The 24692-nt window shown below is 42.8% G+C and carries 17 protein-coding genes and 2 tRNA genes; 10 read left to right on the top strand and 9 right to left on the bottom strand.

What is annotated here, in order from left to right; translation table 11 throughout:
• The first annotated feature begins 154 nt into the window (after positions 1–154).
• The 7 genes from ACC612_RS02115 to ACC612_RS02085 all read left to right on the top strand — a co-directional run bounded on the left by ACC612_RS02115 (position 155) and on the right by ACC612_RS02085 (position 13565).
• A complete protein-coding gene (locus tag ACC612_RS02115) occupies positions 155–598 on the top strand; it encodes a hypothetical protein (RefSeq protein ID WP_371852815.1) in 444 nt (147 codons plus the stop codon).
• Complete coding sequence (locus tag ACC612_RS02110) at positions 547–3981, top strand: PGF-pre-PGF domain-containing protein (RefSeq protein ID WP_371852814.1); 3435 nt, start codon at positions 547–549, stop codon at positions 3979–3981. The genes ACC612_RS02115 and ACC612_RS02110 overlap by 52 nt, the downstream gene beginning before the upstream one ends.
• Positions 3982–4305: 324 nt before the next feature.
• Complete coding sequence (locus tag ACC612_RS02105) at positions 4306–5163, top strand: hypothetical protein (RefSeq protein WP_371852813.1); 858 nt, start codon at positions 4306–4308, stop codon at positions 5161–5163.
• 292 nt (positions 5164–5455) lie between these two features.
• Positions 5456–9616: an alpha-2-macroglobulin family protein gene (locus ACC612_RS02100; RefSeq protein WP_371852943.1), complete on the top strand. Its 4161-nt coding sequence runs from the start codon at positions 5456–5458 to the stop codon at positions 9614–9616.
• An 89-nt stretch (positions 9617–9705) separates the two neighbouring features.
• Positions 9706–10389: an SAM-dependent methyltransferase gene (locus tag ACC612_RS02095; RefSeq protein ID WP_371852812.1), complete on the top strand. Its 684-nt coding sequence runs from the start codon at positions 9706–9708 to the stop codon at positions 10387–10389.
• A 188-nt stretch (positions 10390–10577) separates the two neighbouring features.
• Entirely contained in the window at positions 10578–13046 is a 2469-nt protein-coding gene (locus ACC612_RS02090; protein WP_371852811.1) for a PAS domain S-box protein, read from the top strand.
• A 120-nt stretch (positions 13047–13166) separates the two neighbouring features.
• Positions 13167–13565, top strand: a complete 399-nt coding sequence (locus tag ACC612_RS02085) for a cupin domain-containing protein (RefSeq protein ID WP_371852810.1) — start codon at positions 13167–13169, stop codon at positions 13563–13565.
• Between the two features lie 185 nt (positions 13566–13750).
• Here ACC612_RS02085 and ACC612_RS02080 read toward each other — a convergent pair whose 3' ends face one another.
• From ACC612_RS02080 to ACC612_RS02065, 4 genes are all read right to left on the bottom strand, one after another.
• Positions 13751–14245: a flavodoxin family protein gene (locus ACC612_RS02080; RefSeq protein ID WP_371852809.1), complete on the bottom strand. Its 495-nt coding sequence runs from the start codon at positions 14243–14245 to the stop codon at positions 13751–13753.
• A 356-nt stretch (positions 14246–14601) separates the two neighbouring features.
• A tRNA-Asp gene (locus tag ACC612_RS02075) sits at positions 14602–14674 on the bottom strand.
• Positions 14675–14735: 61 nt separating this feature from the next.
• Positions 14736–14846: transfer RNA gene (locus tag ACC612_RS02070), tRNA-Tyr, on the bottom strand.
• Between the two features lie 148 nt (positions 14847–14994).
• Positions 14995–16191, bottom strand: a complete 1197-nt coding sequence (locus tag ACC612_RS02065) for a methionine adenosyltransferase (protein ID WP_371852808.1) — start codon at positions 16189–16191, stop codon at positions 14995–14997.
• Between the two features lie 300 nt (positions 16192–16491).
• Here ACC612_RS02065 and hisG point away from each other — a divergent pair, with 300 nt between their 5' ends.
• The 3 genes from hisG (at position 16492) to hisB (ending at position 18752) form a co-directional block, all read left to right on the top strand.
• Positions 16492–17346, top strand: coding sequence for an ATP phosphoribosyltransferase (gene hisG / locus ACC612_RS02060; protein ID WP_371852942.1), 855 nt, complete (start codon positions 16492–16494; stop codon positions 17344–17346).
• Between the two features lie 9 nt (positions 17347–17355).
• Entirely contained in the window at positions 17356–18099 is a 744-nt protein-coding gene (gene hisA / locus ACC612_RS02055) for a 1-(5-phosphoribosyl)-5-[(5-phosphoribosylamino)methylideneamino]imidazole-4-carboxamide isomerase (RefSeq protein ID WP_371852807.1), read from the top strand.
• Positions 18100–18176: 77 nt separating this feature from the next.
• Complete coding sequence (gene hisB / locus ACC612_RS02050; protein WP_371852806.1) at positions 18177–18752, top strand: imidazoleglycerol-phosphate dehydratase HisB; 576 nt, start codon at positions 18177–18179, stop codon at positions 18750–18752.
• Between the two features lie 20 nt (positions 18753–18772).
• Here hisB and ACC612_RS02045 read toward each other — a convergent pair whose 3' ends face one another.
• The 5 genes from ACC612_RS02045 to ACC612_RS02025 form a co-directional block, all read right to left on the bottom strand.
• A complete protein-coding gene (locus ACC612_RS02045; RefSeq protein WP_371852805.1) occupies positions 18773–20890 on the bottom strand; it encodes a helix-hairpin-helix domain-containing protein in 2118 nt (705 codons plus the stop codon).
• A 12-nt stretch (positions 20891–20902) separates the two neighbouring features.
• Positions 20903–21757: a DUF4130 domain-containing protein gene (locus tag ACC612_RS02040; RefSeq protein WP_371852804.1), complete on the bottom strand. Its 855-nt coding sequence runs from the start codon at positions 21755–21757 to the stop codon at positions 20903–20905.
• On the bottom strand, positions 21748–22890 hold the full coding sequence (locus ACC612_RS02035; RefSeq protein ID WP_371852803.1) for a radical SAM protein: 1143 nt from the start codon (positions 22888–22890) through the stop codon (positions 21748–21750). The genes ACC612_RS02040 and ACC612_RS02035 overlap by 10 nt, the downstream gene beginning before the upstream one ends.
• A 102-nt stretch (positions 22891–22992) precedes the next feature.
• Positions 22993–23550 carry an ArsR family transcriptional regulator gene (locus ACC612_RS02030; protein ID WP_371852802.1) on the bottom strand — a complete coding sequence of 186 codons (558 nt, stop codon included), beginning with the start codon at positions 23548–23550 and terminating at the stop codon, positions 22993–22995.
• Between the two features lie 154 nt (positions 23551–23704).
• Complete coding sequence (locus tag ACC612_RS02025; RefSeq protein WP_371852801.1) at positions 23705–24673, bottom strand: sugar phosphate isomerase; 969 nt, start codon at positions 24671–24673, stop codon at positions 23705–23707.
• Positions 24674–24692 lie beyond the last annotated feature (19 nt).

Genomic DNA, 24692 nt, shown 5'->3' with positions numbered 1-24692 from the left:
TAATATCATCTCAAGAATATTAGTCTCTTTTAGAGTATGATTGTATCAACCACTCTTCTACAATATTAGAAGCGCTTTCGTAAAATAAAGATATGTTTATATATGTATACATCTCCTTTCAGACCGGAGTATTAAAAGTTTAAGTGGTTCGATCATGCAAAGACAGGTATTTATTCCTGTTGTACTTCTGATTGCTTTTATTATTAGTGTAGGCAATCAAAGGTACTGTTTTCAGAAAAGTGGAAATGCTTCACACATAGCTGCTACTTGTTTCAGCAGTAGCGATGTTGTACCACCGTTCTCAGGTGCGCTGGATTTACTTAATGAAAAAATAGATTCAGATGAAAGTAACACTTATCTAAATTATACTGACCATGTCAGTGATAAATATGAGGGGAATTCCAAGCCTTACACCATAATTGAGAATAGTGTGGTCCAATACTTTCTAAGTAGAAAAAATGAAAGTAGCTCCCACTGTATAATTATTCCAAAAAGTGAAACTGAAAATGAATCTGCTTTCGAAACCACTATAACTGGAGTGATAAAGTGCAACTCAAGTCAAGTGGATGTATCTATTTTGGAGTCGCAGTATTTTTGATGCTAATGATCGCAGGGATCGGGGCAGCTGAAGAGCTCAAAGTAGATTTAGTTAGTCAATATAATGAAAATACATACGATACCGCTATTACAAATGCAATTATCTCACAGGGCGAAGATTTTGTCAGCCATCGCGGTGGAAGCATTTATAACGTTGTTGTAAATGGCAACTACGCATACGTTGGACAAGGACAAGACTTGCTGGTTTTGGATGTTACTGATGTTTCCAATCCTGTAGAAATGGGAAGAGTCACTACTCCATCAGTAATTAACAACATAGTAATATCAGGAAATTATGCATACTTAGCTGATGGACAAACTGGCCTTCAGGTCGTAAATATAGAAAATCCAGCAGCACCAGCAATTGCGGGAAATTTTAGTTCAATTTACGCGGGAGGCGTAGCATTATCAGGAAACTATGCTTACATAGCCAGTGGAAGCAGAGGCCTTGTTTCATTGGACATTACAAATCCGGCAGCACCAACTCGTGTAGGTACCTTTAATACTACAGGTTTTGCTTCCAAAGTTGTTGTTGAAGAAAACTATGCTTACATAGCAGACGATAGCAATGGACTTGTTGTAGTAAACATAGCAAACCCCGGTTTATTAACTCTCACAGGTAGCTATGACACAACTGGAACTGCCTCTGATGTTTTCATATCAGGAAACTATGCATATATAGCAGATGGTGACAGTGGCCTTCAGGTAATCAATATAGAAAATCCTGCAGGACCGACACTTGCAGGCAATTACGATACATCTGGCTTTGCAACAGATGTGATGGTAGATGGAACCCACGCATACATAGCTGATGCAACAAACGGCCTTGTAATCCTAGACATTGCAAATCCGGCAGCACCAGCAAGTGCGGGAAGTTACACCATGGAGTCAATACATGCTTATTGTGTTGATGTGGAAGGTAATTATGCTTATGTAGCCTTTGGTAGAAGCGGTTTGTCAATTGTGGATATAACAAATATAGCAGCACCAACAAGTGCAGGAACCTATACTACAACTGCAGGATTTGCAAATGGTATAGTTGTCTCAGATAATTATGCATACGTTGCCAACGGTTATATGGGTCTCATGATAGTAGACATCGCAAACCCAGCAACTCCAGCAGGTGCAGGTAGTTATGTAACCCCAGGATATGCACATGATGTTGCAATCTCTGGAAATAATGCATATGTAGCTGATGGTAGAGGCGGTCTTATCATTGTAGATACAACTAATGCAACAACACCAACACTTAAAGGAAAATATACTGATACCATTAACCAGGCATTTGGAATTGCTGTATCTGGAAATTACGCATATGTTGCATACAACAGCAGCGGAATTGTGATCTTAGATGTCACAAACCCAGCAGCGCCTGTAGCCGTTGGAGGATATGACACTTTAGGAGCTGCAGAAGATGTTGTTGTAGAAGACAATTATGCATACGTGGCTGATGGTTCTAATGGACTTGTAGTACTGGATGTCACAAATCCAGCAGCACCAACACTTGCAGGTAGTTATGACACAGTAGGCTCAGCAGAAGGCATTGCTGTAGCAGGTAACTACGCATATGTAGCTGATGGTTCTAATGGACTTGTAGTACTAGATGTCACAAACCCAGCAGCACCAACACTTGTAGGTAGTTATGATACAAATTTTGCACATAGAGTTGTAGTATCAGGAAATTATGCATATATAGCGGATGATACAGCTGGAATTGTAATAGTTAATATTGCTAACCCAGCAGCATTAGTCGATGAAGGCAGCTACAACACGGCTGGAGTGGCATACGATGTTGCAGTATCAAACAATTATGTATACGTAGCTGATTTTGGAAATGGTCTTGTTATCCTTAGCGTGGAAGGAGCAGCTGATACAGTTCCACCAGCATCTGTTACAAACTTAAAAGAAAGAACTGCAAATGCAAGCTGGATCAATTGGACATGGACAAACCCCACTGATGCGGACTTCAGTCATGTAACAGTGTATATTGATGGTGCCTTTGTTACAAATACTTCTGAAGCATATTATAAATTAACAAATCTCACTGAAGGAAGTACACATACCATCGGTCTCAAAACTGTTGATACATCAGGGAACATTAACCCCACATGGACAAACGATTCAGCAAATGCAACAGAACTGTTGGTAGATACCATACCTCCGGCATCTGTAACAAACCTTGATGATTCAGATTCAGATTCAAGCTGGATCAATTGGACATGGGCAAACCCCTCTGATGCAGACTTCAGTTATGCAATGATATATATTGATGGAGAATTTGTTACAAATACAACTAACAGTTCCATCAATTCATACAACGCAACTGAGCTTACTAATGCAACTAATTACACTATTGGTATCTGCACAGTGGATGCATCAGGGAACATTAATTCTACATTGGTTAATGACACGGCCATAGCAATGAAGCTACCCAGGGTCTCCAATGTTGCTGGAAGCGACATCACAAAGAATTCAATTACATTGACGTGGAATGCTTCCAACGACACCAGCCGTGTACAAATAAGCAGAGACGGTACTATTCTTGGTAATGTTACAAACTCAACATCTTATGCAGACAGCGGATTGTCAACTGGCAAGACTTACACCTACACCCTGGTCCCATACACCAGCGATGAACTGGCAGGTAAGGCAGTAACTGCAGAACTCAAAACCAAGTCATCCATTGGTGGAGGAAGCGGTGGAAGCAGCGGCAGTAGTAGTGGAGGCAGCTCTGGTGCAGCTTCAGTAGAGGACTACACAAACCTTGCATTAAAAGACGCTAACACTCAATACCTGGAAATGAATGAAAATGTGACCTATCTGTTCACAAAGGAAGGAAACCCCATACAGTCAATCAGTTTCTATTCCCTTAAGAACTCAGGCCAAATAACATCCACTATAGAAGTATTGAACAACAGATCAAAACTGGTTAACACCACTCCTGAAGGATCCATATATAAATATGTCAATATATGGGTAGGAAAGGGAGGATTTGCTACATCATCTACCCTAAAGGATGCAAAGATACAGTTCAAGGTAAACAATTCCTGGATGGACCAGATGAATGTAGAACCAGAAGATGTGCAGCTGCAGAGGTATACTGCAAATGCATGGGAAGTGCTGCCTACTACTGTCCTAAACAGTACAGAAAGTTATGTAACGTTCGAGTCAGAGACATCTGGATTCTCTAACTTTGTAATAACTGCTCAAAAGACACTTGAGTCTCCTGTAAGCAGTGAAGTAGAAACCCAGACAGAAGAAGTGGCCACTGACGTAACTAGCAACGCTACTCCAACAACTGAAGAGCCACAAACACCAGGCTTTGAAACCTTGTTTGCAGTTGGAGGTCTTCTTGCAGTTGTATACCTTGTAAGAAGGAACTGAGTTTTAAAATGAGAAGGGTTTAAACCCTTCTTCTAACTTTTTTAGATTGTTTTCTGTAGATGGTCATACAGATACTAATGGTCGCTATCGCAAAGATAAAAATACTACACTAAATTCGACCAGTGTACCAAAAGTATTATCATACAGCCTCTATAAATGATATATTAGGGAATTTGCTGATTGGCACAAGAAAATAAAGACCAATCAGAGGATTTGACACAATTAACTTTTCTCTGTGTTATCATTTTGAATAATAGGATTACTTTATACTATGCTAATTTTCCCCAAAAATTGATAGTAGTTCAAAATATGGGAGGGGTAAAGATGAAGCGAACATTGGCAATAAATGCAATACTGGTATTCATAGTATGCCTGAGCTTGTTTGTTTCAGGATGTATGGACGACTCTTCTGATGATGAAGAAGATGAAAAAACAAATATGGCACCACCAGATGATGACAAAGTCAATGATCAGAATGAGACAATGCTCACAGAAGTAGAGACAGGCGAGAAAGCAGTTAAAGTAGAAGATGCAGTGGAAAATAAAACAGGAGAATATAGTCCTGTAATAAATCCTGCTGATTTTGTAGATAATATTGATAATCCCTATTTCCCATTGGTTCCTGGTACCACGTTCTTTTATGAAGGAGAATCAGAAGATGAAACAATAAGAACTGAAGTATTAGTTACTTCTGAAACCAGATTTGTCATGGGAGTTAACACTACCATTGTCCGGGATAGAGTATGGGAGGACGATGAACTTGTTGAAGAAACCTTTGACTGGTATGCACAGGATAAAAATGGAAATGTCTGGTACTTTGGGGAAGAATCCAAGGACTTTGAAGATGGAAAGCTTGTGAGCACTGAAGGTTCATGGGAAGCTGGGGTAAATGGTGCAAAACCAGGAATTCTGATCGAATGGAAACCACAGGTTGGTGACATATATCGTCAGGAATACCTGATGGGTGAAGCTGAAGATATGGCTGAAGTACTTGCTCTGAATGAATCTGTCTCAGTAGAGTATGGATCGTTTGAAAATTGCCTGAAGACCAAGGAGTGGAATCCACTTGAACCTGGAAATGAGGAAAATAAGTACTATGCCTCAGGAATAGGACTTCTGCTTGAGATGGAGACAAAAGGTGGATCGGAAAGACTGGAACTTGTAGACATTACCGTTCAGTGACCTATATATCCTCGAAGAGGATTGATAGCTGAGAAGGAAACGTGTTTTCCTTTTCTTTACTTTTTACTACAGAGGTATCATTTGATGCCATAGAACCCAATAATTAAATAGCCCTTTTGTTAAGTTTATATATTACATCATTTGAAATCCATTTTTGATTAATATAACTTCGAACTTTTTTGAAGTTTAAGCAAGGTATATACGGCAATTATACCCACTCTAACATATACGAATATGAGAGTTTGAGGGTAGAGATATGTCTAAAATCTTTAAATTACTAGTTTTGTCACTGATGTTGATATCTATCTTTGTTTCGGGATGCCTGAATTCGAAAGAACCATCTTCCAATATTGCCAGACAGTGTGGGGATGAATCTTCAGAATCTGATGATGAATTCCTGATACTTGCTCCAAAGACACTTTTTTCAGGAGGAGAAAGTGCTGTGACCATGGCTGCCTTCAATGATGGTCAGCCTGTAGTAAGGTGTGTGGAATACACGCTTACAAATGCAAATAACAAAGTGATTCCTCTAGTTCAGGCATCGACTTCTGAAGCAGGGAATGCAGTTGCTTCCTTTGAAGTGCCTGATATTGAAGAAGGACAGTATAATCTCACCGCCAAACCCGCGGGATCTGATGTCGAATTCACTGCTACCATACAGGTAGTGAGAAATAATCCTATTTTTATCGAAACGGATAAGCCTATTTATAAGCCCGGGCAGACCATCCACGGCCGCTTGATCACTGTGAACAACAACCTGCTTCCCGTAGAACAAGAGACCATGGTGGAAATTGCTGATGCAAAAGGTGTCAAGGTATTCAAGGAGAACCTTACTTCAAATGAGTATGGTGTAATATATTTTGACCTTCCCCTTGCATCTGAACTCAACCTGGGCACCTGGAAAATAAAAGCAACATCGGGCAGTTCCACTTCTGAAGTGGATATTCGAGTAGAAAAATACGTGCTGCCTAAATTCGATGTGAATATCTCTACTCCTAAAGACTGGAGCCTTGTGTCCGAACCAGTGACAGGTTCGGTATCTGCAGAATATTTCTTTGGGAAGCAGGTGGAAGGTAATGTGACCGTAGATGCCATGCGTTATGTAGGTACCTGGGAGCAATATGCCACCTTCAAATCTATGCTCAAGAACGGTTCAGTGGATTTCGAGCTCCCGGAAGTGGGCTATGCAGCAGGCACTTATGGTGCAGAAGGACAAGGCAGCCTCATGCTCAATGTCACCGTGACAGATACGGGAGGACATAGCGAGAAATCTACACAATTGCTTACAGTAGCACAGTCTCCTATTATACTGAAACTAATACCCGAGTCTAATTCTATAAAACCTAGCATGCCCTTGCAGGTGCTGCTTGTGACCCAAGATCCCGGAGGAAAGCCTCTGGATACAGAAGTCAAGATCACTGCAAGTTTCACTGATGAGAATTACAAACAAGAGACACAGCAGGATACCATAAAGACTCAGAATGGCACTTACCTGCTAACCTATGATGTGCCTGCCAATGCAAATGCGCTTGACCTTTCAGCAGAAGAACAGGATGCTTATACATCTGTAAACCTTAATGCCGTATATTCGCCTTCTGCAAGTTTCATACACATCACCCAGACCAGTGAGAGAATACCGAAAGTTGGAGAATCAGTCACATTTAAGGTGTATTCTACAAATCCAGGCACTGTGTTCTATGATGTGTTCGCTAACGGTAGGACTGTATACTCTGCTACCAGCAGCGAATCGGAGATAACTATTCCTGTAACACCACAGATGAGTCCAACAGCAAAAGTAGTGGCGTACATGATTAACCCCAATAATGAGGTCTCTGCTGACGTACTTCCTTTTGATGTGCAATTTGACACCCAGATGGACCTTTCTTCTGTTTTTAGTGAAGAATCGGTGGAGCCTGGAGACAATGTGACCGTGAATTTCAATGCAGGAAGCCAGGCCATGATCGGTGTATCCATTGTGGATGAATCGGTATACGCTCTTAGCGAAGGACGGCTTAACCTGCAACAGGTATTCAGTGAACTCGAAAAGCGCTTCATGGAACCTCTGGCTGAGGCTCATCCCACATACTACTGGTATCAGGAAGGAGCCTACAATGTACTGGATAATGCGGGTATGGTAGTGATGGCTTCACCTGAACTGAATGTTCCAAAAGTGGAAGTTCCGCAGGAAGATATGTTGATGGACGGATTTGGCGGAAAGGGTGTGGATATGGTTGTACAGGAAGAGGCGGTAGTACCTGCCATGATGCCTACTGCAACGGCAACAGATTCCACGGGAGCTGTAGAACCTTCTGAGCCCCTTGCCGAAGTGCAGAGGGTGCGTCAGTTCTTCCCTGAGACATGGGTATGGGAACCTGATCTGTTAACTGATAGTACCGGAAAAGCGGACCTTAAACTGAACGCACCTGACAGTATAACCACCTGGAGATTGCATGCGGTATCCTCGGGACCTCAAGGCATAGGCATCTCCGAAACCCAGCTTAAGGTTTTCCAGGACTTCTTCATAGACCCGGACCTGCCTTATGCTGTGATTAGAGGCGAGCAATTCCCAGTACAGGTGCAGGTGTATAACTATCTGGATAAGGAGCAACAGGTCTTCCTTACTCTGAAAGGAGAGGATTGGTTCCAGCTTGTTGGAGATGACAAGCAAGATGTCACGGTAGCTCCGAACAGTGTCAGTTCTGTGAGCTTCACCATCAGGCCAGCACAGGTAGGCACTCATGTCATTGAGATCATTGGGCAGACTACGGTGAAAGCGGATGCTGTGAAGAAGGACATCATTGTGGAACCTGAAGGTGTGACGAGGGAGGTAATAGACAATGGCATCCTTGACAACGCTTCTGTGGTGCTGGATGCAAGTCTGCCTTTTGATATGGTAAAGGATTCAGGCAAGATCCTGTTGAGCTTTACACCGAGCATTGTAGCACAGACCATAAGTGGAGTGGATGACCTGCTGGGAATGCCTTATGGCTGTGGTGAACAAAATATGATGCTGTTCTCTACGGATGTGGAAGTGCTGCGTTATCTGAAGGCCACGGGCCAGGAGAATCCTGAGATAAGGGCAAAGGCTGAAACATACATCATCACCGGCTACCAGCGGGAACTTACTTACAGGCATGCTGATGGTTCATTCTCTGCATTCGGAGAGAGTGATGAGGGAGGGAGCTTATGGCTTACAGACTTCGTATTGTCCCAGTTCAGCAGTGCCAGGGATATCACTACTATAGATGAAGATGTGCTGAAGCAGTCTGCCGACTGGATAGAATCCCATCAGCAGGGAGATGGCTCATGGGAGTCTGTGGGTTTTGTCATCCACCAGGACATGATGGGAGGCGTGAATGGCGCATACGCTCTGACGGCTTACACCACGCTGGCTCTTGAAGAATATGGAAATGCCAACCCAGAGGTGATGGCAAAGGCTCAGCAGTACCTCGAAGCGAATATGGCCTCTCAGGATGATCCGTATGCTCTTGCCATCGGTACGCTGGCCTTGCAGAAGCTGAACAGTTCCAAAGCCGATGAGGCTCTGGACAAACTGCTGGCGATGGCAAAGCAGGATGAAGACGGTACTTACTGGGGATATGATGAAGCTCCGGTGTCCAAACCTTATGGTTACGATACCTATGGCATAATAATGCCTTCCGGCAAGAATGTAGAGACCACAGCATACGCCACGCTGGCTCTTATTGAGGCAAAGGACCCGACTGCAAGCTCATCCCTGAAGTGGATCGCTGCACAGAGAAATGCTCAGGGTGGTTTCTCAAGCACTCAGGATACTGTAATGGCTTTCAGGGCACTGATGACTGCCGCGGCTTCGGCTGGCAGGGATATAGATGCCACTGTTTCTGTGATGGCTGACAATACATCGCTTAACGAGGTAAGGATCACTCCGCATAACTTCGATGTAGTACAGATAGTGGAAGTGCCTGTGGGTACTCAGCAGGTGACCCTGGGCATTGAAGGCGAGGGAGAGGTGAGCTACCAGCTGGTGCAGCGTTTCAATGTCATCCTGCCGGATGTAGTGGAGCAGAAGGAGATCGAGCTGAACGTGACATACGATGCCACGAGCGTTGCAGTTGATGACATCGTGACAGCAGACGTGCGGGTGAAGTACAACGGTATGCCTGGCATAGAGGCCATGGCAAATTCCAGCGGCATGATGATCGTGGATATTGCTGTGCCCACGGGTTTCACTCCTGTGACAACGAGCCTGGATGCCCTCAAGGATAACGGTGCCATTACCCGCTACGAAATAGCAGGCCGCAAGGTGGTGCTCTATGTCGATGAGATGAAGGTTGGAGAAGAGCTCAACTTCACCATGCAGCTGAAGGCACTCTTCCCTGTAAAGGCAGCAGCCCAGGAAAGCAAAGCCTACTCCTACTATAACCCTGAGGTCAGTGCCGAGGTGAAGGGAGTAGAGATGAACGTAACGTGAAGGGGCTGAGAAGTCCCTTTATATTTTTCTATTTTTAATTCGGCTTCTAACCAGAATATCTTTATCTAGAGCAGGATCATAGGTTTTCCATGCCTCTTGAATACAAAAGTATCGTACCATGGGGTCGTTCTCTCACAGAGTATATTGAAATGTTCAGCCTTTCAGATGAAGACCTGAAGGGTTTTATTCTGGGATGCGGGGATGGTCCAGCGAGCTTTAACTATGAGATGACTCAAAAAGGGCTATCAGTTGTTTCTGTTGATCCTATATACAAGTTTAACCGCGAACTTCTGGAGCAGAGAATCGATGAGGTCTATGATCATGTGCTAGAACGTACCCGAAAAAATATGGATAACTACATCTGGGAAAACATATCTTCCGTAGAAGAACTTGGCAAGATCCGCATGGATTCCATGAAGAAGTTCTTAGATGATTATGAAAAAGGTAAACTTGAAAATCGATATGTAGCTGGTGAACTTCCCTCCCTTCCATTTAAGGACGATTCTTTTGACCTTGCGCTTGTTTCTCACCTTCTCTTCCTCTATTCAGAGCAGTTATCACTTGATTTTCATATCAAATCAATAGATGAGTTATGCAGGGTCTCAAAGGAAGTAAGGATATTTCCTCTTCTGGACATGAACTCTAAGAGATCCATTTATGTTGATGAAGTTATTGAATATTTTTCAAAAAAGGGATACTCTGCTTGTGAAGAAAAGGTGAATTATGAATTCCAGAAAGGTGGGAATACAATGCTTAGAATAAAGAAAATTTAATTTTTTTCAACTTTGTGTACCAACTGATATGAATCATTTTTATAGGGCATTTGTTATATATTAAGATGTGCATAATATACACATTGAGCGATCATAAAAATCTCAAGTTCATATTGCAGTAATAATTGCCTGATTAAAAACTACATAATAAGGCTCATTTGAAAATAGATTTTGACAGAAGGAGTTGCATGGATGCTGAAATGATAATAGCCCTCATAGATAATGCAGCTTTACTTCTGGCCTTAGGTGTAGCCTATGATATTCTTTTTTCTAACACGAATATAAATACGCACCTAAAAAGCATACTTTTTGGAATTATCATTGGTCTGATAGGTATTGCTTTGATGTTGAATCCATGGGAGCTCTCATTTGGCTTATTCTTCGATACCCGCTCTATTCTGCTAAGTATAACAGGCCTTTTCTTTGGATTTATTCCCGCAGTCATCGGTGCACTCATAATCGGTTCTTATCGTCTCTATTTGGGCGGTGTTGGAGCATTGATGGGTGTTTCTGTTATTACAGGTTGTGTAATAATAGGACTATTGTGGAGAAAATACCATAATAGATTACAAAAAATGTTTGGGAGATTTAATTTATTCATTTTTGGTATTTTGGTTCATGTTTTTATGCTTGCATGCACACTGCTGCTTCCCTGGCCATTTGCCTTTGAAGTTATAAAATATATAAGTTTACCAGTAATGTTGATTTATCCGATTGGAACTGTGTTACTGGGGAGTATTCTGAATAATCAGTTGTCTCGCAAAAGAATTCAAGACAAACTGAAAGAGAACGAAGCAAAGCTTCAAAACTTCATAGACAATGTACCAGTCGGAATGTTCCGGATAAGTTCCGAAAGAAAACTGATTCAAACTAATCCGGAAATGGCCTACATTCTAGGCCTAAAAACTCCAGAACAGGCCATCAGATATATAGAGGAGGGAGGAGAGCAATTATTTGTTGATCCAAAAAACATTGAAGAAATAGTAGCCCAAATTCGAAAACAAGGATATGTTAAGCACTTTGAATTTGAGGCTTTGCGTTCAGATGGAAAGCGTATATGGCTATTAATGAACGCAAGAAAAAACGGTCAATTAAAAGGAGAATCATTTACAATTGATGGATTTGTCCATGATATCACTGAACGCAAAGTGGCAGAAGAAAAACTTAAACAAACTAAACAGAAGTATCGGCAGGCATGCAATTTATTGCAGGGAGTACTTGAAAGCCCGAAAGATGTTGTTATATTCGCTCTTGACAAAGAATACCGATATCTTGCATTCAATAAAAATCATCGGGTAACTATGGAACAGATATGGGGTGTCAATATTGAAGTTGGCATTAGCATGCTTAGTTACATCACATATCCAGCTGACAGGGAAAAAGCAAAAATGAATTTTAACAGGGCACTTGCTGGCGAAGAATTCACCCTTGTTGAAGAATATGGTGATTCTTCACTCAATAGGCTATGGTATTCCAATACTTATAGTCCTCTGAAAGATGATGATAAAAATATAATAGGCCTTACTCTTGTCTTAATAGATATCACAGACCGTAAAAAAGCTGAGATAAGAATTGCCGAAGAAGCAGCAAGAAGGCGTATCCTGATAGAACAGTCACTGGATGGAATAGTTGTTCTTGACCAGAATGGCAAGGTTTATGAGGTGAACCAAAAATTTGCAGATATGCTTGGCTACTCCCGGGAAGAAATACTTCAGTTACACGTTTGGGACTGGGATGCCAAATGGACTCGGGAAGAACTGATTGAAATAGTAAAGAATGTGGATGAATCAGGTAATCATTTTGAAACCTATCACCGTCTTAAAGATGGTACCACTATTAACGTTGAAATAAGTTCAAATGGAGCCCTTTTCGGAGAACAAAAACTAATATTTTGCGTATGCAGAGATTTTACCGAAAGAAAACTGGCCGAAGATATGTTGCTGAATGCTAAACTAGCTGCCGAAGATGCAAGCAGGAGCAAGGGAGAATTCCTGGCCACTATGAGTCATGAGCTGCGTACTCCTCTTAATTCTATTATAGGTTTTTCCGATATGATGCTAAGTGGAAATGTAGGTGACCTCAATGAAAAACAGGCGAAATACATTAATCACATTTCAACAGGCGGCAAACATCTCCTTGAACTTATTAATGACATTCTAGACCTTTCGAAAATAGAAGCAGGCAAAATGGAAATTCAGTATGAATCCTTCTCCGTTTCTGATGTAATTGAGGAGGTAACGATGTTAATAGCTCCTCTGGCACTCAAGAAGAAGATTGATCTGAATATCCAAGTAGAACCGCAGCTTGGAAGCATCAATGCAGATAAAATCAAATTCAAACAGATCCTCTACAATCTTGCGAGCAATGCCATTAAATTCACGCCTGAAAAGGGATATGTAGGCATCACTGCAAATCTTGTTGAGAATATGCTTGAAATCAGTGTGACAGATAACGGTATAGGTATATCAACAAAGGATTTGTGCAGGCTATTCCAGCCATTCCAACAGCTGAATTCATACATGACACGCGAACACGAGGGCACAGGACTTGGCCTGATTCTGGTCAAAAAATATGTTGAGATGCATGGTGGCAGTGTTTGGGTTGAAAGCGAAGTAGGAAAGGGAAGTACTTTCACTTATAGTATTCCTTATTGTTAAATGATAAGTAGTAGATTGCAAATCGAGAAGAATTAGCAGCTTTTTTTCAATGTAATTATTTATTTTAAAATCAATATTACTGCTAATGATTTTATATGTAATTAAGCCCCTATTAATGGTATGAAAGGATTTTGTATCGATATAGAAGATGCCACTTTGGAAAATGGCAATTTCCGTAAAGTTCTCTACACTTCAAAGCACAGCCAACTGGTACTTATGAGCCTAAAGCCTATGGAAGAAATAGGTATGGAAGTTCATGAGGAAAACGACCAGTTTTTCCGCTTTGAGAGCGGAGAGGGAAAATGCATAATTGACGGCAACGAGTATGAACTCAAGGACGGGGTTGCGGTAGTAGTGCCTGCAGGTGCACAGCACAACGTCATCAATACCTCTAAAACCGAGGACCTGAAACTGTACACCATTTATTCTCCGGCGCATCACAAGGATGGAATTGTGCGTGCCACAAAGAAAGAAGCCGAAGCCAACGAAGCAGAATTTGACGGACAGACTACAGAGTAAGATCATAACAAGCAACTTGAATTGATCTTTACCGACAAGTAGGAAAGTTAAAAGAATAAAATGAGTCAATTCTGGCTCAATAAAGATTTAGGAGCAGGGAAATTGTTCTGTCCTCATATCCCTGCTTTGGCACTGATACGCTCCGCATAGCTTATCAGGGATCTAACTTTCCCATATTTACAATCTCAAACTTTTGCCTGTACTTCTTTTGCAAATTCCTTTGCTTTCCGTACCCTAGATTCATCCGGCTGCCCTTTTGTGAGTGGACCCATCTCGCCAAACGCTTTCATTTGCGGATCATCAGACTTTAACAACATGTCAATAATAGGCTGAGCAAGCTCTCCCTGGCAATCAAATGCACCGACGATATCTGCACCAACTGCAGCCTGCTTGTAGGAGCCAGTCCATGAATGGATGGCCTCGAATCCTTCAGGAACAGCATGTGTCATGAAGATGGCAATTTTTTTGCCCTTAGTATTCGCTGATAAAAAACTCTTAACTACAGGCGGAATATCGAACTGAAGTATAGGGAACCCTATGAATGCAAGATCATATCCTCCAAGATCTTTGACCTCAGAGATGGATTTTATCTCCTTTTCTCCTTTAAGTTCACCATAAATGGCTTCAGCTATCTTCTTTGTGTTTCCGGTCTGACTCATGTATGTAACAAGTGTTTTCATATAGTATCTCCCCATATTTTAGTAAGTTACAATTACTGTTAGATACAGATATACATTACGCAAAGTATACGTTAGTTTTATAGAAGTTAACACAAAAGAAGAAAGACAGTTTTTAAAAAAGAAACGCAAGAGATTTTCTCCATATTCAAAGAAGGCACGAGACACGCCATATTTGCAAGCTGTGTTCTGGCCTCGTTAGAAATCCTCTCTTTTCGAGGAACTAATTTCATAATATGAAGTGGTTTCAAAACTAATCAAAAAGCACATAGAGTAAAGTCAATAACCAACAGTAATTACATCAAAAAAATCCTTAAAACCGAAATTTATTCCCCGGAAGACCGGGGATTTTATTAAAGCGCCCGAACCGGGATTCGAACCCGGGTCGAAGCCTCGACAGGGCTTCATGATAGGCCACTACACTATTCGGACGCGATGTTGCGAGCACCTCTAAAAGGCACTTGTTATATTTAAACCTTTCGTTGGAATTAGGTCCCGCCTCCCAGACTCGAACCGGGGGCATCGCGGTGCCTGCGCGGTAATGTGTGACTTACGTCACATGACCATACTACAGCCGCGCACTCTACCACTGAGTTAAGGCGGGACAACGCGATTAATCTTGGAGGACATGCCTCACGAGCATCACACTGATAAACATCATACTACTTATCCTTTTCGGAAAAAACAGATGTGAGCGTTTTTAAAACGGAGGGAAAGAAGGAGTAAGTTCTTCCTTCTTCACAAAATGGACATTAGAAAGTGTCCACTTCTCCCTTAATTATCAGCTTAGTGATGTCTGCCACATTAGCGAGGCCTTCATCAATGATGGCGTTAGCTTCAGACTGGACAGAAGCGAAGTGTGCTCCCTTCTTCGGGATGATCTGGGCACTTGCCACCAATGGCTGGTCTATGGGCTGACCGATCTGAGAAAGTATCCTTATGTACACATCCTCAACATCAGGGACTTCCTGAACGATCTGCCTTGCCATCTTTGTGGAAAGCAGGTTGTAAAGCTTACCAATATGGTTGATTGGATTCTTACCGCTTGTAGCTTCCATACTCATTGGCCTGTTCGGAGTGATCAGACCATTACAGCGGTTACCTCTTCCCACGGAACCGTCGTCACCCATTTCAGCAGAAGTACCAGTGACTGTCAGGAACACAGATCCGTGGTCCAGGTTGTCTGCAGTGTTGACATAGGTATTGACCTTCCTGTCAGTGTATTTCAGTGCCAGGTCGTGGACGTAGCTGTTCATCTGCTGCTTAATGCTGATATAACCATCCAAATCATCAATATGCCTGCCTACCATGGCACAGCCTACAGTAATAGTGATCTCATCGCCATCTCTCATACCCATGACCTTGATATCCGTGCCTATGCCCGGAACCTTCTTCTTCAGGTCATTGATGAGCTGCCTCTCTGTATTATAGACAATATTTTCAAGTTCGGAGAAAGGTGCATGTCCTACACCAAAGGAAGTGTCATTCGCAAAAGGCACTCTGTCCTTTCTGAAAACGTCCCTCAGGTCTGAAGAACCAGTACCAAGTTTACAGTCAATTATTATGTCCTTTTCCAGGTCCATATCAACAATGTGTTTCTTCAGATACTGCCTGGCAGCTGCAACTGCTACTGCATCAGTTGGTATTTCCACACCTTCGAATTCTTTTGTAGCCCTGCCCACAAGTAATGTGTATATAGGCTGTATGACCTCTCCGCCACCAAACTTAGGGCAGGAGCGACCTGCAACTATCTGAGTTTCATCAGTATTGTGGTGCAGCACAACTCCGCATTTTTTAATGTACTCAGCGCATAATGCACGGCTCACGGACTCGGAGAGACCATCAGCAATGCTGTCTGGGTGTCCAATACCCTTTCTCTCAACAAGTTCGATCTGCTGTCTGTTGACAGGAGTCTCTGTCAAAGGTTCGACCTTGATGTTCCTGATCATTGTAATCCTCTTTAAAGTAACAAATCCCGTTATTAATGTATTTTTATATTATTAAGGGAATTAGTATAATAACTAATGCATAGTCATATTTAAGAGTAACCACAAAGACAATTACTAACAGTAATAATAAGACACCATTGCATTTTAGTGAAAAATAACAAAAGTGAAAAGTATACTGGAATAACTTCACTCACTTATCCAAGACGACTTATACTATAGAGAGTATATGAAGCCTTATATGTCAGGAAAGTATTCCTCAGGTCAGTCAAAACCAGGAGAATGCACCCGGAAGTAAGAATAATGATACGCATTGCAATACCCAATAAAGGAAGACTACACGATCCAACCGTGGAACTGCTAAAAGAAGCAGGCCTGCCAGTGCTTGAGGGGGGTACTAGGAAGCTATTCGCAAAAACAACAGATCCTGATATTACCATCCTTTTCGCAAGAGCTTCAGATATCCCTGAATATGTTCAAGACGGCGCTGCAGATGTTGGGGTAACCGGCCTTGACCTGATCAGTGAAACTGGAGCACAAGTTGAAATGTTACTTGACATGGGCTTTGGACGCGCCAACCTCGTACTTGCTGTCCCGGAAGAATCAAACCTTACCACGCCCCAGAGTCTTGAAGGAAAAAGAATTGCCACAGAGTTCCCCAACATAACAGCGAGGTATTTCAAGAACCTAGGGGTCAATGTGGAGATCATTAAAGTTAGCGGTGCCTGCGAACTTACGCCACACGTTGGAGTTGCAGATGCCATAGTGGATATCTCAAGTTCAGGAACTACACTTGCAACTAACCATCTAAAGATGATCGATAAAGTATTTACTTCCTCTGTCTACCTCATAGCTAACAAGAAGACCAATGCAGACAACTGCAAGGTGGAACAGATCAGCACCTCTATTGAAAGTGTGATCAGGGCAAAAGGTAAACGCTACCTCATGATGAATGTGCCAGAAGAATCCCTGGAAGCCGTCAAACAGGTACTCCCCGGTCTTGCAGGTCCCACGGTCATGAAAGTAGAATCCTCACAGTCCATCCTTGCAGTACATGCCGTAATAGACGCGGACCTAATCTTTTCCACAGTCAATAAGCTAAAGGCCGTGGGTGCAAAGGATATACTAGTTGTACCCATCGAAAGGCTCATGCCGTGAGGTCATAGTATGGATTTTGAAGTTATCCCTGCAGTTGATATGAGAGGTGGCAAATGTGTCCAGCTGGTACAGGGAGTTCCCGGAAGCGAAATGGTCTCTCTGGATGACCCGGTAGCTGTTGCACTGGACTGGATAGCCCAGGGAGCAAAGACCCTGCACCTCATAGACCTGGATGGAGCACTGGACGGTAAAAGGGTCAACGCACCCATCATCGAAAAGATAGTGAGTGAAGGCAAGGAAAGGAGAGTAGTAATCCAGATAGGAGGAGGTATACGCTCCTTTGAAGACGCTGCACATCTCCTTAAACTTGGAGCAGATAGGGTAATACTGAGCACAGCAGCCCTTAGAGAGCCAGAACTCGTAAAGAGGCTGGCCGATGAGTTTGGAAGTGCACACATCAATGTAGCTCTGGATTCAAAGAACGGAAAAGTAGCTATAGAAGGCTGGAAGAAACTCTCAGAATTCACCGCAGTTGAGATGGGACAAAAGTTCGAGAAACTAGGAGCAGGCACTCTGCTTTTCACAAACATCGATACAGAGGGACTCATGAAAGGAGTGAATCCCACACCAACTGCCGAACTGGTGAAAGCCGTAAACATACCTGTAATTGCCTCAGGAGGGATTACCACCCTTCAGGACATACTTACTATTAAAGCAACAGGTGCATGTGGAGTAGTTGTAGGCAGTGCATTGTATACAGGTAAGTTCACCTATCCCGAAGCCCTCAATATTCTGAAAAAGAAGCACAAATAGCCACATGATCTTATATCGTCTGTGTGAAATAGTCTACTATAAATAGTTAAAATTGATAAAATAGGTAAGTGAAACTTATGAGGAAAGTAAATATCTCCCGCAAGACCAAGGAAACCGACATACAGATGGAACTTAACCTGGACGGGAGTGGTATTTCCGACATTTCCACAGGCATAGGTTTCTTTGACCACATGCTGCACGCATTCTCAAGGCATGGTAATTTCGATCTTGTGATTAAAGCCGAAGGCGACCTCATTGTAGATGATCACCATCTTATAGAGGACACAGGCATAGTACTGGGTCAGGCAATAGCACAGGCTCTAGGAAACTGTGCAGGTATAGCCCGTTTTGGCGAAGCCAGGATACCTATGGATGAAGCTCTTGCTTCGGTTTCCCTTGATATAGGAGGGCGCAGCTATCTTGTATTGGATGCTTCCTTTACTTCTCCGAAAGTAGGAGACTTCAGCACCCAGATGGTGAAGCATTTCTTCGAATCCGTAGTGAATAATGGCAAGATAAACATGCATGCAAGCGTGTACGGAGATAATGATCATCATAAAATAGAGGCTCTTTTCAAGGGCTTTGCATATGCCCTGCGCAGAGCCGTAGTGGTTGAGGGGGGAGGCATCAAGAGCACAAAAGGCGTGCTCTAAGATCATTTTTCATTTCTATCTCAGAACTTGCTTTTCAGCCTCTCATAAAAGACATGTTCGTTACCGTTCGTTCTGCGCAGCAGTCTTTCTACAATTAGTTCAGGAGTACTCCTTGCAACATAATTATAGCGTGGAGTTCGGTCCACGATTAGATTAAGATCACAGTCCAAGCCACTTGCCTCGATGCCATCTACCCTCACATTGCTTTGTGTATTTTCCAGGATGAGTTCAGACAGATGGGATACAAACACAGCCAGACTTTTTTCGTTCTCAGACAGCATTTCCAGTATACCTGAGATTATTCTTGCAGAAGCACCGGGTTCTGTGATCGACTCCAGTTCATCTACGAGCACGATCTTGCCTGAACCATCGGCAACCACTGAAAAATCGATCAGTGTGGTTTCAAATGCACCTGCATCCAGAGTCCCCTTGGATTTTGCAAAATAGTACAACCCATCAGTCAGTCCTATTTCCATATCAGCGGCTGGTACAGGAAAGCCCATATGGGTCAGAATGATGCATTGTGCCAGCAATTCCAGAAGTGATGTCTTCCCTCCCGAATTCACACCACTGAGGAGCACTATCTTGCTCATATCTTCCTTAGCACTAAATGAGGTTTCACCAACTGCATAATCTATTGGTACCACAGTGCCATGCCTGGATCTAAGGAACAAGTTCTCTGCATTTTTAAAACCTATTCCAGTTCCTTCTATAAGCCTGGGAAGAGAAAGACCATATTCGCAAGCGAAACATCCGATAGTAAAACCAACATCAAAATCCAGTACCTCTTTTAACATTTTCCGGATAGTCTCACGAAGAACAACAAGCGAACGCGCCACTTGTCTCTTATGTTCTATTTTTCTTTTCTCTATCCTCTCTTTTACATACTGCTTCATGGCAGTTACCTGTGTCTTGTCAGCTTCCACCGGGTGGCTGATACTTTGAGAGAATAGCGCATCTAAGAAAAGGATTTCTTTCTTTTGCAGTGAAAGTGTTGTGCAAATATTTTTTCTGGCTTTTTCGATCACTGAAACATAATTATGCCGCAATTGATTCTCCAGCACTGATTTAAGTTCACTGTTATCTTGCATCATCCTCAGCATGTCCTGACCACTGAGAACTAACTGGCTTTCCTTGAGAGCATTCCCAAGCTCCTGATTGGCAAAGGTATTTGCACTTACTACCGCAGCATCTATTCCGTTAAGTATCAATGTAAGTCTGTCGATCTCAGGATCTGTACCTGCCCGCACGTCACCGTTCTCATCCAGCATCCAAACGGCTTTTTCCAGCTTATCCAAGGTTAAATCATCTACTTCCTGTAGAAAAGTCATACCCGAAATCCTGATCAAGCGGGTAACTTGAATGGAACTCTCTATGACCTTCAGGTTCCGTGATACCTGAGAGATCTCATTCTCAGGAACTATCTTCCAATCCTCACAGGTTTCCAGATCAGCAATTATCTCGATTTCCACATCCTCAGGTAATTCACAGGAGAATAGATCGTCATCCGTTGCCATAACATGAGAATAACCCCTTGCTGAATCCACAATTTCTGTGAGAGAATTGACAAAGTGGATGTCCAGATAGTCTCCAAACCGCTTTTTTGCCTTTTCAAGCTTCTTTGGATCAGTGGTAAGTATCACACGATCTCTTATTCTCACGGGCTTCTGCTTCACATTTAGAGGTTTCACACCACTTAGTAAACATAAAAAACCCTCATTTTCTTTGAGGATAGCAGCATGTTCGATGTGCTGTGCCACTGAGCTCCTTATAGATTCGATCCTGTCCCTTCTTGAGGCAGGATAAGGGAAGAAGGTATGCATCTTCTCCCTGGCATAACCTGTGTGGGCAAAGAGCTTGATAATATCCAGCAACCTCTCATAGATATCCATAGCCTCACGGGTTTTCAGGAAATCCTGTACTCTGACACCTTCTATTTTGGAGCTTACCTCCTGCACCAAGGAGATCGCATATCTCTGACCCACTCCTTCCATGCACGATATACTTGCTACATCACCGCTAAAGATAGCTTCAAGGGCATTCTGTTCGCTACCGAAATGTTCTATGAAACGTCTGGCCATTTTTTCCCCGATGCCGGGGATGTCATTCAAGGAACGTATGTTTTCTTTGTGTTTCATGCTCTCACGTACTTATATATCAAAGAAATCCCCCAGTTTACAGGGAGAGATCCCCCGTTCCACCTTATACCTGTCTTTCATAGACATTCCACTGACAGAAGAAGTGGCCTTGGGCTGGAACTTCTTAGCTTGCTTCTTATTTCTTCTGCTGTCTATCATTTGGGAATCATAGTAGATGTCCCATAGTTCCTCCACTTCATCCGATGCATTCATTGCTGTCAGATTCCCCATGAATGAAGAACTGACAACTATGAACCTGTCAATACCTACAAAATGACCGTTGCCTATCCACGCTTTGTCCCCATGGACCACAGCAACAGGCAGGTCCGGATTTTTCCGGGCCAGCCACCTGCAGAACATATCTTCTATTCGGTGTTCCGGCCTGATATCGGCTGTAAGTATCCCCCTCACAAAAGTAGGCCTTGCAAACATGCAAAGTCTGTGATATGAAAGGCTGACCTCCCTCATGCATCTGTAAAATCTTTTTTGGAGTTGTGTCTTGCCTGAAAAAAGAGACGCAACATCTTCGGATAAACTCAAATTTCTCACCAGATCGGAAGGATCGCAATCCGCATGCCTGAGCACCAGATCTATAAAATAGATGGGGTCGGGTTCTTTCCTGCGGGAGAACTTCACATGACTATTCCAGTGCTCTCCAAAAACACGTTCTGTAAGCTCCATAGCTGAAGCTGTAGCTCCAAACCCAACAAGATCAACATCCTTTTCGATTCCTGCAAAATCGATCTTCCTTTGAAGTTCTTCCAGATCTTCTGCAAACATAAGGTGTGCATCAGGCAACTGCCGCAGTTTAAGGGAAGCAAGCAACACCCCCTCAACGGTTGTCCTAAAACCAAATATCAGGAACATACCTCCATAAAAGCAGAAAGATTAGTCTGGCAGCGGCCTTTGATCTTAATATACGGCCTTGCCCGTGTAATGACCACACCCATGCGAGCAAGTTCCTGTTCGCAGTTAATTGGCCTGGATTGTATAATACGGCTGGCACCCACCGGACCAATGCCCGGGACCAGCAACAATTCCTTCAGGCTTGCATTGTTGATGTCTACAGGGAACAGCTCAGGGTTGCATTGGGCAAGCAGTATCTTTGGGTCCTGATCTTTCAGAAAACCCGCATCTGTATATATTTCATCGAGATCTTTTGACTTCAGTCCGTAATCCTTGAGCAGATAAGATGTCTGGTAGAGCCTCACCTCACGCCATTGAGGTGAGGGAGTGCTGTGTTCAAGAGGGGTGTCCGGTACAGGATCGAAACTCATAAAATAAGGTCTTCTAAGATCGTATTTATCCATGAACTTGTTTACAGTGTGCACGATATCTCTGTCAGATTCATCGGCAGCGCCTACTACGAACTGGGTATCATTGGCGCCTATGATACGTCCCCCGTAACCAACCTCTTTCCTCTTTTGTATTATAAGCTCCTTTGTCCACTTCAGGCGCTGGAGGACATCGTTATTGTAATCGAAGTTAGGGCACACTTCCGAATAGTTAATGCTGCTGGTAGTCTCTGCATTGACCCCGAACTTGTTTGCAACATCTGCTATCTCCTCCAGCAGGTATTTTGGAGTTCCCGGCATTAGCCTCATATGTATATAACCCTGAAAACCCTGAGCACGCAACTTCCTGGCCACTTCAAGCTGTTTTTCGGAAGTGTTCTCAGCGTCTCCGATTACACCGGAAGATAAGAATAAGCCTTCCACAGCATTCCGTCTGTAAAATGACCATGTAATCTTCACGATCTCATCCACAGACAACGACACCCGAGGTGTATCTCTTTCACATCTGTTAGGACAGTAGGTACATTCTCCTGAACAATAATTAGTGAGCAATGTTTTGTAAAGCTGGATACACCTGCCATCGGGACCAAAAGCATGGCATACAGCACTCTGGTTGCAACTATCGTACTTAGTTCCTGATGTCAAGTAGCGCATACGCTCTGTGAGGGTCTTATGGGCTTCATTGGGAGTTTTCAGTTGGCTCACAATGAAGTGACTGATGATTGAATATAAAACAGGGATGTAAGCGATGTGAAAGTATTAATAAGGTATAAGAAGCCACGATCCGTTCACAGAAAGCGTGAACGGTTATTCCTCATCCTTTACTTTGATATTGATCTTCAGTTTGGTAACAGCTTCCAGTTTCTTCCATTCCACTGTTGCATCCTTTTCAAACCTGCAGTTTTTAACAGTTTTGTCAGGAAGTTTACCGTCCACTTCATACACAAAGAAACCTTCTTCGCCATTGGTAGAGACTACATTCTCAAAATCATTATCCTGACGGACTTCTACCACAGCAACCTTTTTCAGGGCTTCCAGCAGAGTTGTACCCTTAGCTACTTCTATATTCTTAGTGGGTGCAAGAATATCCAGCGCAGAAACAATGTTCTTGTTGTTAAGTTTCAATACATGGGTTTTTCCATAGACCTTGCGCTCTATCAGCTGAGCTTCTTCGAGGATTGTCGCATGTTTCGCCGCAACCGGAACAGATATATCAAGCTCCCTTGCCAGTTCGGAGATATGCACCTCACCCTCACATAGCTTTTCCAGCATCTTCAAGCGTGTATCGCTTCCCAGGGCACTGAATACCTTAAGACGCTCGGTGTTGTCCAGGTCTCGAGGGTCATTGTTATCAGATGGGCTCATATATATCAAAACTATCTATTATACATATATAAAACATTCCCCGTTAAGATTCCACTGAATATTATACTTCATCCAAACAGAAAATATATGTAAAAATCGCTTTTGTTGAGGTAATCTAAAAAGATGTAATATATGAGAGTTAGTGCTACTATCTCTATCCATGCAGCGCCTGTATCTGTGTACCGAGCTTCCAGTCCAGCTCAGACAGGCTGTTAGTTTCAAATTCATGAGTAAGGAACCTCGGTCTGACGAGATCCACTATTTCCCTGCATCTTTCATCAGTAAAAGGCATATGCTGATCTATTTTAGATACATGTTCCATGACAGCAATAAGCCGTTCGTGAAAGGAAAGATCATAGTAACCCTCAGGTACCCCTTTTCTTGCTACCTGCATCTGGTAATCGCCTGAAAGACTGCAATGAAAATGCATACCTTCTATCATGTCAATAATATCTTCCGAATACCTGCCCAGCACCTCAAGCACAGAATCAATTGCAGTTTTTTCATCAGTGCAATTCATTATGGCATTCATCAAATGACCTGTATCAAGAGTAAAAGCCCAGTTCCCGAACTCAAGAGAATCCATAAAATGCATTGTTGCAGCGGGATCCAGCAGATTTAGGCCAGGCCACCACAGATTCTCGAAAAAGAGCCTTACAGGTGGTTCTCCATTTGGAAAAACTGATACAGATTCATTGAGAAACTCCGCTGTAGTATCCATAACTTCTATATCTGACACCCCGAAATCCCGGGTGAACACATGATCTAGCTCCACATAAGCAACATGGAAGACCCCGTATTCGGCATTTATAGATGCAGCATTCTCAAGTGAACTCCTGAAATTCCCTATAACATCCTGACGATCATTCCCCCCGAACAGGAAAAACTTTTCATGATCATCCATATCCTCATTAAAGGCTTTTTCATCTACCCATGCACGGTGCCTTCCCATCCAATAAGGCAAATGCACACCTTCAAGTATCTTAGTGGGGAAATCCGGCAGAGTTGTGTGATCAACAAAAAGTTCCACACCGTCAAGTCCATGAGACTGCAAGAAAGAAGACACTTTATTCCAGTCATTTCCAAAACGTGAAAGGTCACTCTCATGAAGAGAGAAGTTCATTAGTTCTTTAATGCTAAAA

This window comes from Methanomethylovorans sp., assembly GCF_041447285.1.
Taxonomy (GTDB): domain Archaea; phylum Halobacteriota; class Methanosarcinia; order Methanosarcinales; family Methanosarcinaceae; genus Methanomethylovorans.
This window is presented reverse-complemented; position numbering and strand designations above follow the sequence as displayed.

What these genes read in the sequence shown, in the direction of transcription:
- ACC612_RS02115 (WP_371852815.1), top strand. Translation starts at nt 155, where the DNA reads ATGCAAAGACAGGTATTTATTCCTGTTGTACTTCTGATTGCTTTTATT.
- ACC612_RS02105 (WP_371852813.1), top strand. Translation starts at nt 4,306, where the DNA reads ATGAAGCGAACATTGGCAATAAATGCAATACTGGTATTCATAGTATGC.
- ACC612_RS02100 (WP_371852943.1), top strand. Translation starts at nt 5,456, where the DNA reads ATGTTGATATCTATCTTTGTTTCGGGATGCCTGAATTCGAAAGAACCA.
- ACC612_RS02095 (WP_371852812.1), top strand. Translation starts at nt 9,706, where the DNA reads ATGCCTCTTGAATACAAAAGTATCGTACCATGGGGTCGTTCTCTCACA.
- ACC612_RS02090 (WP_371852811.1), top strand. Translation starts at nt 10,578, where the DNA reads ATGGATGCTGAAATGATAATAGCCCTCATAGATAATGCAGCTTTACTT.
- ACC612_RS02085 (WP_371852810.1), top strand. Translation starts at nt 13,167, where the DNA reads ATGAAAGGATTTTGTATCGATATAGAAGATGCCACTTTGGAAAATGGC.
- ACC612_RS02080 (WP_371852809.1), bottom strand. Translation starts at nt 14,245, where the DNA reads ATGAAAACACTTGTTACATACATGAGTCAGACCGGAAACACAAAGAAG.
- ACC612_RS02065 (WP_371852808.1), bottom strand. Translation starts at nt 16,191, where the DNA reads ATGATCAGGAACATCAAGGTCGAACCTTTGACAGAGACTCCTGTCAAC.
- hisG (WP_371852942.1), top strand. Translation starts at nt 16,492, where the DNA reads ATGATACGCATTGCAATACCCAATAAAGGAAGACTACACGATCCAACC.
- hisA (WP_371852807.1), top strand. Translation starts at nt 17,356, where the DNA reads ATGGATTTTGAAGTTATCCCTGCAGTTGATATGAGAGGTGGCAAATGT.
- hisB (WP_371852806.1), top strand. Translation starts at nt 18,177, where the DNA reads ATGAGGAAAGTAAATATCTCCCGCAAGACCAAGGAAACCGACATACAG.
- ACC612_RS02045 (WP_371852805.1), bottom strand. Translation starts at nt 20,890, where the DNA reads ATGAAACACAAAGAAAACATACGTTCCTTGAATGACATCCCCGGCATC.
- ACC612_RS02040 (WP_371852804.1), bottom strand. Translation starts at nt 21,757, where the DNA reads ATGTTCCTGATATTTGGTTTTAGGACAACCGTTGAGGGGGTGTTGCTT.
- ACC612_RS02030 (WP_371852802.1), bottom strand. Translation starts at nt 23,550, where the DNA reads ATGAGCCCATCTGATAACAATGACCCTCGAGACCTGGACAACACCGAG.
- ACC612_RS02025 (WP_371852801.1), bottom strand. Translation starts at nt 24,673, where the DNA reads ATGAACTTCTCTCTTCATGAGAGTGACCTTTCACGTTTTGGAAATGAC.